This window comes from Blastomonas natatoria (assembly GCF_003201955.1).
GTDB classification, from domain to species: Bacteria; Pseudomonadota; Alphaproteobacteria; order Sphingomonadales; family Sphingomonadaceae; genus Blastomonas; species Blastomonas natatoria.
In genome coordinates, this window is the sequence record NZ_QJJM01000003.1 from 135,140 (window position 1) to 150,032 (window position 14,893).

17 protein-coding genes are annotated in these 14,893 nt (G+C 64.1%); 11 read left to right on the plus strand and 6 right to left on the minus strand.

Translation table 11 applies throughout. From position 1 onward, the window contains the following. Nucleotides 1-5 precede the first annotated feature (5 nt). Together lptG and lptF are read right to left on the minus strand one after the other, a co-directional pair. Nucleotides 6-1,103 (minus strand): LPS export ABC transporter permease LptG, encoded by a 1,098-nt coding sequence (gene lptG / locus C7451_RS04860; protein WP_110297837.1) that lies wholly within the window; start codon nucleotides 1,101-1,103, stop codon nucleotides 6-8. Between the two features lie 13 nt (nucleotides 1,104-1,116). Further along, entirely contained in the window at nucleotides 1,117-2,322 is a 1,206-nt protein-coding gene (gene lptF, locus C7451_RS04865; protein WP_110298001.1) for an LPS export ABC transporter permease LptF, read from the minus strand. 134 nt (nucleotides 2,323-2,456) lie between these two features. Between lptF and C7451_RS04870 the strand changes: the two genes are divergently transcribed. The 11 genes from C7451_RS04870 (at nucleotide 2,457) to C7451_RS04920 (ending at nucleotide 11,532) form a co-directional block, all read left to right on the plus strand. Next, complete coding sequence (locus C7451_RS04870; protein ID WP_110297838.1) at nucleotides 2,457-2,984, plus strand: DUF2141 domain-containing protein; 528 nt, start codon at nucleotides 2,457-2,459, stop codon at nucleotides 2,982-2,984. Between the two features lie 6 nt (nucleotides 2,985-2,990). After that, the gene (locus C7451_RS04875; RefSeq protein ID WP_110297839.1) at nucleotides 2,991-3,968 is read left to right on the plus strand and encodes a diacylglycerol kinase family protein; all 978 of its coding nucleotides are present in this window, start codon (nucleotides 2,991-2,993) and stop codon (nucleotides 3,966-3,968) included. Nucleotides 3,969-4,091: 123 nt separating this feature from the next. Further along, entirely contained in the window at nucleotides 4,092-4,991 is a 900-nt protein-coding gene (locus C7451_RS04880; RefSeq protein WP_244181603.1) for a hypothetical protein, read from the plus strand. A gap of 132 nt (nucleotides 4,992-5,123) precedes the next feature. Further along, complete coding sequence (locus C7451_RS04885; RefSeq protein ID WP_110297841.1) at nucleotides 5,124-5,582, plus strand: SUF system Fe-S cluster assembly regulator; 459 nt, start codon at nucleotides 5,124-5,126, stop codon at nucleotides 5,580-5,582. Beyond that, nucleotides 5,579-7,075: a Fe-S cluster assembly protein SufB gene (gene sufB, locus C7451_RS04890; protein WP_208625143.1), complete on the plus strand. Its 1,497-nt coding sequence runs from the start codon at nucleotides 5,579-5,581 to the stop codon at nucleotides 7,073-7,075. The genes C7451_RS04885 and sufB overlap by 4 nt, the downstream gene beginning before the upstream one ends. A 137-nt stretch (nucleotides 7,076-7,212) precedes the next feature. Beyond that, the gene (gene sufC, locus C7451_RS04895) at nucleotides 7,213-7,953 is read left to right on the plus strand and encodes a Fe-S cluster assembly ATPase SufC (RefSeq protein ID WP_110297842.1); all 741 of its coding nucleotides are present in this window, start codon (nucleotides 7,213-7,215) and stop codon (nucleotides 7,951-7,953) included. Further along, nucleotides 7,950-8,513, plus strand: a complete 564-nt coding sequence (locus C7451_RS04900) for a DUF7010 family protein (RefSeq protein WP_146215284.1) — start codon at nucleotides 7,950-7,952, stop codon at nucleotides 8,511-8,513. Before sufC ends, C7451_RS04900 begins: the two co-directional genes overlap by 4 nt. Further along, nucleotides 8,510-9,271, plus strand: coding sequence for a SufD family Fe-S cluster assembly protein (locus tag C7451_RS04905; protein WP_110297844.1), 762 nt, complete (start codon nucleotides 8,510-8,512; stop codon nucleotides 9,269-9,271). Before C7451_RS04900 ends, C7451_RS04905 begins: the two co-directional genes overlap by 4 nt. Beyond that, nucleotides 9,268-10,494 (plus strand): cysteine desulfurase, encoded by a 1,227-nt coding sequence (locus tag C7451_RS04910; protein ID WP_425266456.1) that lies wholly within the window; start codon nucleotides 9,268-9,270, stop codon nucleotides 10,492-10,494. Before C7451_RS04905 ends, C7451_RS04910 begins: the two co-directional genes overlap by 4 nt. Before the next feature lie 5 nt (nucleotides 10,495-10,499). Continuing rightward, the gene (locus C7451_RS04915) at nucleotides 10,500-10,973 is read left to right on the plus strand and encodes a DUF59 domain-containing protein (protein WP_110297846.1); all 474 of its coding nucleotides are present in this window, start codon (nucleotides 10,500-10,502) and stop codon (nucleotides 10,971-10,973) included. Nucleotides 10,974-11,169: 196 nt separating this feature from the next. Continuing rightward, on the plus strand, nucleotides 11,170-11,532 hold the full coding sequence (locus C7451_RS04920; RefSeq protein ID WP_110297847.1) for a HesB/IscA family protein: 363 nt from the start codon (nucleotides 11,170-11,172) through the stop codon (nucleotides 11,530-11,532). A gap of 28 nt (nucleotides 11,533-11,560) precedes the next feature. Here the strand turns inward: C7451_RS04920 and ribB are convergent, their stop codons facing one another. From ribB to C7451_RS04940, 4 genes are read right to left on the minus strand one after another with little or no spacing between them, the layout of a single operon-like run. Next, complete coding sequence (ribB, locus tag C7451_RS04925) at nucleotides 11,561-12,841, minus strand: 3,4-dihydroxy-2-butanone-4-phosphate synthase (RefSeq protein WP_110297848.1); 1,281 nt, start codon at nucleotides 12,839-12,841, stop codon at nucleotides 11,561-11,563. Between the two features lie 58 nt (nucleotides 12,842-12,899). Next, complete coding sequence (locus C7451_RS04930) at nucleotides 12,900-13,514, minus strand: riboflavin synthase (protein WP_110297849.1); 615 nt, start codon at nucleotides 13,512-13,514, stop codon at nucleotides 12,900-12,902. A gap of 27 nt (nucleotides 13,515-13,541) precedes the next feature. Continuing rightward, nucleotides 13,542-14,525 (minus strand): bifunctional diaminohydroxyphosphoribosylaminopyrimidine deaminase/5-amino-6-(5-phosphoribosylamino)uracil reductase RibD, encoded by a 984-nt coding sequence (ribD, locus tag C7451_RS04935; protein ID WP_279629488.1) that lies wholly within the window; start codon nucleotides 14,523-14,525, stop codon nucleotides 13,542-13,544. Beyond that, nucleotides 14,522-14,881 carry a hypothetical protein gene (locus C7451_RS04940; protein WP_146215285.1) on the minus strand — a complete coding sequence of 120 codons (360 nt, stop codon included), beginning with the start codon at nucleotides 14,879-14,881 and terminating at the stop codon, nucleotides 14,522-14,524. The genes ribD and C7451_RS04940 overlap by 4 nt, the downstream gene beginning before the upstream one ends. Between the last annotated feature and the right edge of the window lie 12 nt (nucleotides 14,882-14,893).

Sequence of the window (14,893 nt, forward strand, 5' to 3'; positions counted from 1 at the left end):
GCGGCCTATTCCTCGGTGCGGATCAGAACGGTCTCGCCGACCATCAGGAACAGGAAGAAGGGTGACCAGGCCGCGAGGATCGGCGGATAGGCGCCCAGATTGCCCATCGCGAGCGCGAAATTGTCCGCGACGAAATAGGCAAAGCCCAGCGCCATGCCGATCACGGCACGGATGAACAGCTGGCCCGATCGCGCCAGGCCGAAAGCGGCGACCGCCCCGAGCAGCGGCATCAGCAAAGCCGAGAGCGGGCCCGAGAGCTTGTGCCAGAGGTTTGCCTCGAGTGCGGCGGTCGGGCGACCTGCAGCCTTGAGTTCGGCTATCGCGGTCCAGAGTTGCGGGAAGGACAGGCCATCGGCATTGACCTTGGAAAGGGTGAACTGGTCGGGTCGAACGCCCGATGCGGCAACGATGGTACCAAGCGCCTGCTTCTGCCCGGTGGCGACATCGAACTGCGTCGCATCCTTCAGCTGCCAGCCCTGGCCCGTATAAGTGCCTTCGCTGGCCTTGATGATCCGCGCCATGCCGCCCTGGCTGTCACGCTGGTACACCGCAACCCCGGTCAGCCGCGTTGCATTGCCCCGGCTTTCGACCGTATCGGCCTGGACGATATTGTCGCCCTCGCGCACCCAGATGTTCGACTTCACGTTCGAATCGCGAGGGATCGGCCCGAAGTCGGCAGCTTCCCAGGCATCGAGCGTCGCGGTGGCGCGGGTGAGGATGCGCTCGGAAAAGACGAAGGTGATCGCCGAGACGCCAAAGGCGGCGATCAGCAATGGGGCCAGCACCTGATGCGCAGACAGCCCCGCCGCCTTCATCGCCACGACCTCGCTGTTCTGGTTCAGCGTCGCCAGCGTGATGATCGTCGCGAGCAGCACGGAAAAGGGCAGCACCAGATCGATGATCTGTGGCGCGCGCAGGCTGATATAGGTCAGCAGATCGGCCTGGCCGTTGCCGGGATAGGCCAGGATCTTGCCGCTTTCGCCCAGAAGGTCGAGCGACTGGAGCACGATGAACAGCAAGGCCACCACCGCAAGGATGCTGGTGAGGAACTTGCGCGCCATGTAGATGGCGACGGTGCGCGAGGGAAAGAATTCGAGATGCATGTCCGGACGCCGCCTATTCCTGGAAGGACCGCTTGCGGCCGAAGCTGAACAGCCCGCGCACCGCCGCGCCCGATTTGGCGAAGACCTTTTCCAGCGCGCCGATCGGCTGGCCGCCGGGCACGAAGGCGACCTGATAATACATCCAGGCGATCAGCGCGGAAAACAGCGCGAAGGGCACCCACAATGCGATGATCGGATCGACCAGCCCCAGCGCGCCGACATCCTCGCCATATTCGTTGATCTTGTGATAGGTCACGATCATCACGATCGACAGGAACACGCCCAGCGCCGAGGTCGAGCGCTTGGGCGGAATGGCGAGCGCCACCGCCAGCAGCGGCATCAGCAGCATCATCACCACCTCGACCATGCGGAAATGGAAATTGGCACGGGTCTGGTTGCGCTGCGCTTCGGGAATGTTGGCGTCCGAACCGATGCGGACCAGCTCGGGGATGGTATATTCCCGGTCCTTGCCGCCGCCGCGCCTGCGGAAGGATTCGATCTTGGGCAGATCGATCGGCAGGTCGTGGTTGCTGAAGGTCAGCACGCGCGGCGTCTTGTAATCGGGTGAATCGTGCACCAGCGTGCCGTTGGTGAGGCGGAAGATGATGGTATTCGGATCGTCGGTGGCGAGGAACTTGCCGCGCTCTGCCGTGACCGAGAGCGATGTGCCCGATCTCGTTTCCGCCCGCACGAAAATGCCGTACAGTTCGCGCCCGCCGTCACGGCTCTGCTCGATGCGCAGCGTCATCCGGTCGCCCAGCTGGGTGAATTCGCCGACCTTGATCGAAGCCCCCAGCGCGCCCGAACGCAGCTCGAAGCCGAGCTCCTCATAGGCATATCGGGCCTTGGGCTGGATATAGCCGACCAGAGCCAGGTTCACGAGCATCAGCGCGACCGCGAACATGTACGGCACGCGCAGCAGCCGGTTATAGCCCAGGCCGACAGCGCGGAAGACGTCGAGCTCCGACGACATGGCGAGCTTGCGGAAGGCAAGCAGGATGCCGAGCAGAAGGCCGATCGGAATGCCGAGCGAGAGATATTCGGGCAGCAGGTTGGCGAGCATGCGCCACACGACGCTGACCGGGCCGCCTTCTGCTGCGACAAAGTCGAACAATCGCAGCATCTTGTCGAGCACCAGCAGCATGGCTGCGAGGATCAGCGTGCCGACCAGCGGAAAGAAGACGAGACGGGCGATATAAGCGTCTGTGGCGGTTAGCAATTTCAACTTATTGTCGCCCTGTCACCATGATTTGGCCGCAAACGGTTCCCATAAGCAGACGGGTAAAGGGGGCTCATCAGCCTGTCCGCGCCATCTGGAGCGACATGGCTATAGCTTCTGGGATTGATTACGTCATGTTCAAAATTGCGGCAAAATCACTGGCTTGTCTGGCTGCGGGCGGCATCGCCTTCGCGGCCCTGACGCCTGTGGCGCATGCGCAACGTCAGGAAATCGCCAACGACATGCGCCGATGCGCAGCCGGAGCCGACGGTCCGGCAGTGCATGTCGAGGTCAGCGGCTTCAAGGCCAATACCGGTCGCATCCGTGTTCAGGCCTACCCCGCCACCAAGGCGAGCTGGCTGGAAAAGGGCGCATGGATCAACCGCATCGATACACCCGTCGCCCCCCGCGGCGGCAAGATGAGCTTCTGCGTGCCGCTTCCCCAGACAGGCGCCTATGGCATTGCCGTGCGCCATGATGTCGATGGCAGCGGAAAATCGGGCTGGAACGATGGCGGCGGTTTCTCGAACAACCCCTCGCTCTCGCTGCTCAGCCTCAAGCCCTCTGCGGGCAAGACCGCCATCCGGGTGGGTCCCGGCGTCACGCGCATCTCGGTGGTCCTGAACTACCGCCAGGGGATGTCGATCAAGCCGATAGGATGACCTAGAATGACTCTCGTTGCGCTCATTTCCAATCCGCGCTCGACCGGCAACAAGGCAATGTTGCCGGCGGTACGCGACTATTGCGCGCGCAACCCTGACGTTTTCCATTATGAAGTGGAAGAGGTGCACCAGATTGCCGATGCGCTGCGCGCGATCGCGCTGGTCAAGCCACGCGTGCTCGTCATCAACGGCGGCGACGGCACGGTGCAGGCGACGCTGACCGAGCTCTATCATGGCGGTCATTTCGGCAAGACTCCCCCGCCGGTTGCGGTGCTGCCCAACGGCAAGACCAACCTCATCGCGCTCGATCTGGGCGCGCGCGGCAAGCCGCTGCCGACGCTCGACCGCATCGTCGAGATCGCGCGCAATGATCTGGAAAGCCATATCGTCGTGCGTCAGCTGATCGCGCTGTCCGATGGCGAGGACGGGCGCCCGGTGCTGGGCATGTTCATGGGCGGCGCTGGCCTTGCCGAGATCATCCTCTATTGCCGCCAGAAGATCTATCCGCTGGGCCTGCCCAATTCGATCAGCCATTTCATCGCGGCGATCGCGGGGCTGTTCACCATGCTGTTCGGGCTCACCGCCAAGTTCCTGCCGATTACGCGATCGGCGCTGCGCATCTCCTATTTCCAGAAGGGCGAGCTCAATGGCAGCTTCCTGGTGGTGATGGTGACGACGCTGGAAAAACTGCTGCTTGGCAGCCGCGCTGACAGCGGACCATCTCCGACCGGACATCTCAAGTTCATCGCGGTCGAGCATAATCGCGCCGGGCTGACGACGATGCTGATCGATACGCTGATGGGCCGGTTCGGCACGCGGCGCGGGCGCGGCGTCCATCTGGCGCGCGAGGACATGATCCGCATCGACAGCGACCGTACGCGCAGCCGCGTGATCCTGGACGGCGAGATCTTCGAAGCGAGTGCGGGCAAGCCGATCATCCTGCGCTCGACCGATCCGGTGCCCTTCCTGCGCCTGGCGGCTTGAGGATCACGCTTCTGCCCTGATTCGTCATTCCCGCAAAGACGGGAATCCCGCTATGGCAGTGACATTCGAAGAAAAGCGGGACCCCCGCCTGCGCGGGGGTGACGAGCAAATCTGGGTTGTGTCTTGGACTCTCTCCAATCCCTTATCGCCGCCGAGGCGCTGCAGCCGATCGATCCGCGTGTGACGGCTTTCGCCAAGACGATCGTCGCGCCGTTCGGCGACACCGCGCGCGCGGTGATCTTCTACGGATCGTGCCTGCGCGAGGCGCAGCTCGACGGTCTGATGCTCGATTTCTATGTCATCGTTTCAGACTATGGCGCAGCCTATCGCGCAGCGAACAAGGCGGGATGGATGGCGCGGGCGAACGCGCTGATCCCGCCCAATGTCTTCCCCGCGGCGCATGACAATCTCGCTGCCAAATATGCGGTCCTGTCCGAAGCCGACCTGGCCCGAGCCTGCTCGATGCAGGCAGGCGATGTCTCGGTCTGGGCACGCTTTGCCCAGCCGGTGCGGATCGTGTGGAGCGCGGATGCGGACGCAGAGGCAAGGGCGATCGATGCGCTGTGCGCCGCCCCGGTGACGCTGCTGCGCCATGCCGCGCCGGTGGCTGGCAGCGCCAGCGCCGATCCGCTGCATGTCTGGCGCACCGGCTTTACCCGCACCTATGGCGCGGAACTGCGCGCAGAGCGCGGCGATCGACCCGACAAGGTGGTCGATTTCGCGCCCGATCATTATGCCGCAGTGGGGGAAGCGATTGCGCGCGAGGTGCCCGATCTCGCCGCCATGCCCCGCGACGAGGCCGATGCGCGCTGGGCGAAGCTCAGGGCGCGCGGCAAGCGGCTCACCGTCGCGCGCCTCGCCAAGGCGAGCTTCACCTTTGCCGGCGGGATCGATTATCTCGCCTGGAAGATCAACCGCCATGCCGGGACGCAGATCGAGATTCAGCCCTGGCAGCGCAAATGGCCGCTGGTCGCGGCGCTGTTCCTGGTGCCCCGGCTTCTGAAGAGCGGCGCGGTGAAGTGAAATGCTTCTCCCCTCTCGCTACCGGGAGGGGAGAAGGTCTCCCCGAAAAACCTTGATTTCTGCATGCAAAACAGCCATCTGCTAATCGGAGCGATTCAATCCGATTTCTTGGCCGATTAGCGGGAGCGACTGATGCGCCTGTCCAGTCTTGCAGATTATGCCGTGGTGCTGATGAGCGCTGCCGCGCGCCATTGCGGCGGCATGCGCTGCAACGCGCGGGCGTTGGCCGAAGAGACCGGCCTGCCGCTGCCCACGGCGCAGAAGCTGGTGAGCAAGCTTTCCGCTGCAGGGCTGATCGAATCGGTGCGCGGAGCAGGCGGCGGTTTCCGCCTGTCGCGTCCGCCCGCTGCGATCACGCTCGCCGATATTGTCGAGGCGGTTGATGGCCCGATCACCATAACCGTGTGCTCGGGCGACCATGCCAGCGATTGCGCCATCGAGGGCAGCTGCCATGTCCGCCCGCACTGGCAGATCGTCAACCGCACCATCCGCGCGGCACTGGCCGGGGTGACGCTCGCCAGTCTCGGCCAGCATATTCCCGATCCAAAGCGCCCCGAACACCCGATCAATCTCAAAAGGACCGTATCGTGACCGACGACAGCAACACCGCCGACAGCAGGGTGCGCGATGCTGACGCCTGGGCGGCGGCGGAAAAGGTGGGCACCTATGAATGGGGCTTTACCACCGATATCGAGCAGGAACTCGCGCCCAAGGGGCTGAACGAGGATACCGTCCGCTATATCAGCGCCAAGAAGAACGAGCCCGAATGGATGCTCGAATGGCGCTTGAAGGCTTTCCGCATCTGGCAGGAGCTGCCCGAGCCCGACTGGGCGAAGCTCCACTACCCGCCGATCGACTATCAGGACGCCTATTATTACGCCGCGCCCAAGGCCAAGCCGAAAGTCGGCTCGCTCGACGAGGTCGATCCGGAAATCCTGCGCGTCTATGAAAAGCTCGGCATCCCGATCGAGGAGCAGAAGGTGCTCGCCGGGGTCGAGGGCGCGCGCAAGGTCGCGGTCGATGCGGTGTTCGACAGCGTCTCGGTCGCCACCACCTTCCGCGAGGAGCTTTCGCGCGCGGGCGTGATCTTCATGTCGATCAGCGAGGCGATCCGCGAGCATCCCGAGCTGGTGAAGAAATGGCTCGGCAAGGTCGTGCCGGTGCGCGACAATTATTTCGCCTGCCTCAACTGCGCGGTCTTTTCCGACGGCACCTTCGTCTACATCCCCGAAGGCGTGCGCTGCCCGATGGAGCTTTCCACCTATTTCCGCATCAACGCGGAAAATACCGGCCAGTTCGAACGCACGCTGATCGTCGCCGACAAGGGCAGCTATGTGTCCTATCTCGAAGGCTGCACCGCGCCGCAGCGCGACGAGAACCAGCTGCACGCCGCCGTGGTCGAGCTGGTCGCGATGGACGATGCCGAGATCAAATATTCGACGGTGCAGAACTGGTATCCCGGTGATGCCGAGGGCAAGGGCGGGATCTACAATTTCGTCACCAAGCGCGGCCTGGCGCAGGGCGCACGCTCGAAGATCAGCTGGACGCAGGTCGAGACCGGCTCTGCGGTGACGTGGAAATATCCCAGCTGCGTGCTGAACGGCGAGGACAGCGTCGGCGAGTTCTATTCTGTCGCGGTGACCAACAATTACCAGCAGGCCGATACCGGCACCAAGATGATCCACAACGGCAAAGGCAGCCGCTCGACCATCGTCTCCAAGGGGATCAGCGCCGGCAAGAGCAACAACACCTATCGCGGGCTGGTCCGCGTGGCTCCCTCGGCCGAGGGAGTGCGCAATTTCACCCAGTGCGACAGCCTGCTGCTCGGCGACCAGTGCGGCGCGCACACCGTGCCCTATATCGAGGTGCGCAATCCCAGCGCCACGATCGAGCACGAGGCAACGACGAGCAAGATCAGCGACGACCAGCTGTTCTACGCGATGCAGCGCGGGCTTAGCCAGGAGGACGCTGTCGCCCTGATCGTCAACGGCTTCGCGCGCGAGGTGCTGAAGCAGCTGCCGATGGAATTCGCGGTGGAAGCGCAGAAGCTGCTGGGGATTTCGCTTGAGGGGAGTGTGGGTTGAGCCTCACATCCTCTTTTCGCCGTCATGCTGAACTTGTTTCAGCATCCATCGTGCTGCAGCAGCCTGGGGCGAAATGGACCCTGAAACAAGTTCAGGGTGACGACAGACAACCGATTTGCCGAACGAGATAAATGACAATGCTCCAAATTGAAAACCTCCACGCCACCGTTGGCGAAACCGCGATCCTCAAGGGGTTGTCGCTCACCATCAACGCGGGCGAGATCCACGCGATCATGGGGCCGAACGGCGCGGGAAAGTCGACGCTCGCCTATACGCTGGGCGGGCGGCCCGGCTATGAGGTGACTGAGGGTTCGGCGACCTTTGACGGCCAGGACCTGCTCGCCCTCGAGCCGCACGAGCGCGCCGCTGCGGGCCTGTTCCTCGGCTTCCAGTACCCGGTCGAGATCCCCGGCGTTTCCAACCTGCAATTCCTGCGCGAAAGCCTGAATGCGCAGCGCAAGGCGCGTGGGCAAGAGCCGCTGTCGGGCGCGGAGTTCATCAAGCTCGCCAAGGAAAAGGCGGCGCTGCTGCGCATGGACATGGAAATGCTCAAGCGCCCGGTGAATGTCGGCTTTTCGGGCGGCGAGAAGAAGCGCAACGAGATGGTGCAGATGGGGATCATCGACCCGAAGCTGGCGCTGCTCGACGAGACCGATAGCGGCCTCGACATCGACGCTCTGCGCATCGTCGGCGAGGGCATCAACGCGATCATGCGCAAGCCCGACAAGGCGGTGCTGCTGATCACGCATTATCAGCGGCTGCTCGATCTGGTGAAGCCCGATTTCGTACATGTTCTGGCCGGTGGCCGCATCGTGCGCAGCGGCGGCGCGGAGCTGGCGCTGGAACTCGAAGAACAGGGATATGAGGCAGTTGCATGAGTGACATGCGCGATTTGCCGCTCGCACAGTTGCAGCGCGACTATCTTGCGGACAGCACCGCGGGCATGCCGATCGCTGGGCTGATCACATGGTCTGCCCTGGCCGTGGCGAGCTGGCAGATGGGCAATGCCATGCCCACCTGGGTCGCATTCATTGCCGCTGCTGCGCCTGCGCCACTCTCGATCGTCATCGACAAGCTGCGCGGTGCCCCCGGGCTGACAACCCAATCGAACAAAAACCCGCTGACGCAACTTTTCATGCGTTTCATCTTCGTCATCGCGTTGATCATCCCGTTCGTGATCTTCGCGGTACAGGCGGCACAGTCGCTCGACCTGCTCATTCTCGGGCTGGCAATCCTGGCCGGCATGATCTGGGTCCCGCATGGCTGGGCAGCGGATGATCCCGCCGGGATGATCCATTTCGTGCTGCGTGCGGTGCTTTGCTATTCCGCCTATCTTTTCGTCCCTGCGCCGAACACGGGGGCAGCGATCGCCGGTGCTGCGGCGCTGACATATGTCTACGCCATCTGGGCGATGAAGAAGCCGGAGTCGGTGAAATGAACAACGTGATCCCGCTCCCCACCCGCAAGGACGAGGCCTGGCGCTATGCCGATCTCGATGCGCTCGCGCGTGTCTGGGGCGATGTGCCGCAAGGGCCGGAGCGGATCGTCGTTCCTGCGGGCGAAACGCTTTCGAGGCAGATCGTGCTGCCGGTGGCGATGTCGGGCGTGTCTATCACCGATCTGGATGTCGTGATCGAGGCAGGCGCGACCTTTGCGCTGCACCTGCTCGCGACCGATGCCGATTACGGCCGGATGAGCGTCAATATTCTGGTGCATGAAGGCGCGCATTTCGAGATGGGTGGAGCAATCGTCGGCAATGGCGACCAGACGCTGGAGATCGTGACACAAGTCAACCACGCGCACCCCAATGCGACCAGCAACCAGGTGGTGCGTAGCGTGCTGGCGGGCCATGCCACCGGATCGTTCCTCGGCAAGGTCGCGGTTGCGCGCCACGCGCAGAAGACCGATGCGTCGCAGTCGGTGAAGGCCATGCTGCTCGACCGCACCGCGACCGCCAATGCCAAGCCCGAGCTCGAAATCTATGCCGACGACGTGAAATGCGCGCATGGCGCGACCGTGGGTGAGCTCGACAAGGCGGCCTTGTTCTACATGGCCGCGCGCGGGCTTCCGCCGCAGGTCGCGCGCAAGCTGATGCTGCAGGCGTTCATCGCCGATGCGTTCGTCTCCCTGCAAGACGATGCTGCACGCGAGGCGATCGAGGCGCGTGCGCTGGCTGCACTGGAAGGGCTGGCATGATGGCCACGCTTACCGCGCCTCGCCTGCTCGACCGTCGCGCCGATTTCCCTGGCTTGGTCACCGCGCAGGGCGAGCCCTGGCATTATCTCGATTCCGCTGCCACCGCGCAGAAGCCGCGCGCTGTCATCGATGCCATCGCGCGTGCCTATGGCCCCGATTATGCGACCGTGCACCGCGGCGTCTATGCCCGTTCGGCGGACATGACGATCGCCTATGAGGCGGCGCGCCGCAAGGCCGCGGCATTTATCGGCGGCCGCGAGGAAGACACCGTGTTCGTGCGCGGCGCGACCGAGGGGATCAATCTGGTCGCCTCCAGCTGGGGCGGAGCGAACCTGAAGCCCGGCGACCGCATCCTGCTCAGCCAGCTCGAGCATCACAGCAATATCGTGCCCTGGCAGCTGGTCGCCGAACGCACCGGCGCGGTCATCGATGTCGCGCCGCTGACGCAGGATGGCCGGATCGATCTGGATGCGGTCGAGGCGATGTTGACGCCCCAGCACAGGATGGTGTCACTGGCGCATGTCTCGAACGTGCTCGGCAGCGTGCTTGATGCAAAGCGCGCGGCGGCGCTGGCACACAATGTCGGCGCATTGCTGCTGCTCGACGGCTGCCAGGCGGTGCCGCGCATCCCCGTCGATGTCGCCGATCTGGGCTGCGACTTCTATGTCTACAGCGCACACAAGCTTTACGGCCCGACCGGCATCGGCGTGCTTTGGGGCCGGGCCGAACTGCTCGATGCCATGCCGCCGTGGCAGGGTGGCGGTGCGATGATCGACCGGGTAACCTTCGAACGCACCACCTATGCCCCGCCGCCGCAGCGGTTCGAGGCAGGGACGCCGCATATTACCGGCGCGGTCGGGCTGGCCGCGGCGATCGATTATGTCGTGGCCATCGGTGTCGAGGCGATCCACGCGCACGAAAGCGCGCTGGTGGCCGAGGCGCAGGAGGCGCTTTCGGGAATTAACGCGATCCGCGTGTTCGGGCCGAAGGACAGCGCCGGGATATTGTCGTTCGAGATGCAGGGGGTGCATCCGCACGATATCGGCACCATATTGGACGAGGCGCATGTCGCGATCCGTGCCGGGCATCATTGCGCCCAGCCGCTGATGGATCATCTGGGCGTGCCGGCGACCGCGCGCGCAAGCTTCGGGATTTACAGCAACAGCGATGATGTCGCCGCTCTGATGCGGGGACTGGAACGAGTCCGCAGGATTTTCGGGTGAGGCTTATGGAAGAAACAGGAAAGATCGTGATCGACGAAGTCGATGCAGTGGCCAAGCCGCCCAAGGCACGCGTGCAGGATGTGGTCGAGGATGCGCCCGCGTCCGAGCCGCGCCGCCGCGACTATCTCGACGGTTTTCTGGCCGAAAAGCCCCAGGGCCTTGCTCCGGGCGAGCCGGGCGGCGAGGTGTACGAGGCGGTGATCGACCGCCTGAAGGGCATTTACGACCCGGAAATCCCGGTGAACATCTATGATCTCGGGCTGATCTATGGCGTCGAGGTGAACGAGGGCCATGCGGTTATCACGATGACGCTGACCACGCCGCATTGCCCGGTCGCCGAATCGATGCCCGGCGAGGTCGAGATGCAGGTCTGCGCGGTGCCCGGCATTGCCGATGCCGAGGTCAATCTGGTCTGGGATCCGCCCTGGGATCCGGGCAAGATGAGCGACGAGGCCCGGCTCGAAATGGGGATGTTGTGATTACCAAACCTTCTCCCTGAGGGGAGAAGGATACGAAGCCTTGCTGGCGTAGCCGGCTAGGCGCAGTTGGATGAGGGTGATATGGCGCGGCGGTCGCGCATTTACCCCCTCTCCCAGCTCCGACTAGGCAGCACGCTGCCAAGTCTTCGCAGCCCTCTCCCTCGTGGGGAGAGGGGTAAAGTGTGAGGAAGTGACAATGACCACCACCACCACCACCACCCGTGCCCGCCCTGCTGCGCTCACGCTGACCCCGTCGGCCGAAGCCCGCATCGCGCATCTGATGGCCAGCGCGCCCGAAGGTGCGATCGGGGTGAAGCTGTCGACTCCGCGCCGGGGCTGTTCGGGCCTGGCCTATTCGGTCGATTATGTCAGCGAAGAGGCGAAGTTCGACGAGAAGATCGAGACCCCCGGCGGCGTGTTCTACGTCGATGGCGGGTCGGTGCTCTACCTGATCGGATCGACCATGGACTGGGTCGAGGACGATTTCACCGCCGGTTTCGTGTTCAATAACCCCAATGCCAAGGGCAGCTGCGGTTGCGGCGAGAGCTTCACCGTCTGAAGCCCTCGCGCTTCCGCCGCACCGGCGATCAGTCCATCGGGATGGGGCGTTCGCCGACGATCGACAGGCCATAGCCGTCGAGCGCGACAAGGCTGTGGTGCGAATTGGTCAGCAACTCCATCTCGTTCACGCCCATTTCGGTGAGGATCTGCGCGCCGATGCCGTAATCGCGCAGCTCCTCCATATCGGGCACCGCCTCGCCCGACTTCATCCGCACGGCCTGGCTCAGGCTGTTGATGCCATGCCGGTTGAGCAGCACGACCAGGCCGGAACCTTCTTCGCCGATCAGGTCCATCGCCTTGCCCAGCACGCCCGAGCGCGGGCCGGTTTCTCCGAAAATGTCGGAAAACGGACTGAGCACATGCATCCGCACCAGGGTCGGCTTGTCGGGATCGACATGGCCCTTTTGCAGCACGATCTGCTCGTTCTTCTCGGCCTTGTTGTAGAAGACGATCGCCTTCCACTCGCCGCCGTGCCGGCTGGTGAAGCGCGCCTCGGCGCGGCGCTCGACCAGATGGTCGTTGCGGCGGCGATAGGCGATGAGGTCCCGGATCGTGCCGATCTTCATGCCGTGGATGTGCGCAAACTCGATCAGGTCATCGAGCCGAGCCATGGTGCCGTCGTCATTCATGATCTCGCAGATCACGCCCGAAGGGTTGAGCCCGGCGAGCCGTGACACATCGACCGCAGCTTCGGTATGCCCTGCGCGCACCAGCACGCCGCCATCGCGCGCCATCAGCGGGAAGACATGGCCGGGGGTGACGATCTCTTCCGGCCCCTTGCTGGGGTCGATCGCGACGGTGACGGTGCGCGAACGATCGGCAGCGCTGATCCCGGTGGTGACGCCCTCGCGTGCCTCGATCGAGACGGTGAAGGCGGTTTCATGCCTGGTGCCGTTGTTGCGCGACATGAGGTTGAGGCCGAGCTGCTCGACCCGGTCCCTGGTCATGGCGAGGCAGATCAGGCCGCGGCCGTATTTGGCCATGAAATTGATCGCATCGGGCGTTGCCATCTGCGCGGGGATGATGAGGTCGCCCTCGTTCTCGCGGTCCTCGTCATCGACCAGAATGTACATGCGGCCGTTGCGCGCCTCGTTGATGATTTCCTCGGCGGTGGCCATGACACCGGCGGGATCGCGCGAGAGGTAGCGCTCGAGCTTGCCGAGCGTCTCGGCGGTGGGGTTCCAGTCGGGCTCGCCCAGCTTGCGCAGCGAATTGGCGTGCAGCCCTGCGGCGCGCGCCAGTCCGGCGCGGCTCTCCTGGCCGGTTTCGATGATTTCGACGATGCGCTCGATTAGCTGTGCAGACATTGGAATATCCTTTCGGACATTACAATATCACATCACAATGTGAGTCGAAAGCGGCAAATCACATTGAAAGCGATTTTGCTTCGTTCATTCGCATCAGATAGCGCGCCAGCACGTCGATTTCCAGATTGACCGGATCGCCCGGCTGCAGATCGCCCAGCGTCGTCATTTCCCAAGTGTGCGGGATGATGTTGAGCCCGAAATGCACGGTGCCGTCGGGCTGGTCCGCATGAGAATTGACGGTCAGCGATACACCATCAACCGTGATCGAACCCTTGGCCGCGATATAGGGGGCGAGCGCAGCAGGGGCGGCGATCGTGAAGCGGATCGAATCGCCTTCGCTTTCTCGCGCGGCGACATGGCCAACGCCATCGACATGGCCGGTGACGATGTGGCCGCCGAGCTCGTCACCAATCTTCAGCGCCCGTTCGAGGTTCAGGCGCTTGCCCTGCACCCAGCGGTTGCCTGCGGTCTTGCTGACCGTCTCTGCGGAAATGTCGACAGTGAACCAGTCGTCGCCCTTGCTCGTCACGGTCAGGCACGCGCCCGAACAGGCGATCGACGCACCGATCGCGACGCTGCCCATGTCATAGCCACAGCGGATTCGCGCGTGCAGGTCGCCGCGCTGCTCGACATGGTCGATGGTGCCGATATCGGTGATGATGCCAGTAAACATGGGAGTGAATGTCCTTGATGCGGCGGGTCAGCGCACCCGCTGGTAGCTTTCCATCCGGTCCTTGCCAAGCAGCCGCGTATCTTCCAGTTGCCAGCGGCCATGCGCGTGCGCCAGATCGCTCAGCCCGATATCGCCCAGGGCCGCCTTGCCGCGCCCGATCAGCACCGGGGCGCGGTAGAGCAGCAGCCGGTCGACCATGTCACGCTCCAGAAAGGCGGCGGCGACTTCCGCTCCGCCTTCGACCATCAACCAGTCGGTGCCTTCGAGCGTGGCGATATCCTCGGGCGCGGCTATTCCGGTCCAGCCCAGCGGCGCATCGCCCATCCGGCTCAGCAGCACGCGGCGCGGCGAGCGATGCTCCAGTCCGGGCAGCCGCACGTCGAGCCTTGGCGCATCGGCACGGAAGGTGCCGCCGCCGACCAGAATGGCATCATGCCGTGCGCGTTCCAGATGGGCATGGGCGCGGGCGGCGTCACCCGTGATCCACCGGCTTGATCCGTCGGCCAGCGCTATCTGCCCGTCGAGCGAGGTGGCGAGCTTGAGCGTCACGAACGGGCGGCCGAGCGTCTGGCGGGTAACGAAGCCCGCCAGGCTGGCGCGGGCTTCAGCCTCCAGAAGGCCGGCGTCCACCGCGATCCCTGCCGCGCGCAGGCGTTCTATCCCGGCGCCATTGGTGCGCGGGTCGGGGTCCTGAGAGCCGATCACGACGCGCGCGAGGCCCGCCGAGATCAGCAGATCGGTGCAGGCCGGGCCGCGCAGACTTTCATGGGCGCAAGGCTCCAGCGTGACATAGGCGGTGGCTCCGCGCGCTGCGTCGCCCGCCTGATTAAGCGCCATCGCCTCGCCATGCGGACGGCCACCGCAGTCGGTCCAGCCGCGACCGACGACGCAGCCATGTTTGACCAGGATGCAGCCCACCGAGGGATTGGGGCTCGAAAGCGCGCGGCCGCGTTCGGCCAGCGCTATGGCGGCGCGCATCCAGTCGGCATCGGACCGGACGGTAGAAATCACTCGGTATCCATGCCCAGCTGTTCGGCGAGCCGGCGATATTGCGCCTTGCGCTCTTCTTCGCGGCGCAGCGCTTCGGCCTCGCGCTTTTCCTTGAGCAGCTGGTTGGCCTCGATCTCCTTGCGGATCTGCTCGTCGCTGCGCCCAGGCTCCAGGCTGGTCACCCAGGTGATCTCGGGCCGCTTCCACTGCACTTCGAACCCGGATTCGCTGATGAATGCGCCGAAGATCGCGATCGTACACGCCGCCGACAACGCCAGAAAGCGCCACTTATGCTCCTGCTGGTCGAACCAATATGCCTTGAGGTCCGATGCAGCGCGCACCGGCGATATGTCGCGAAAGAATCCCATACCGGCCAAGATAGGCGTTTG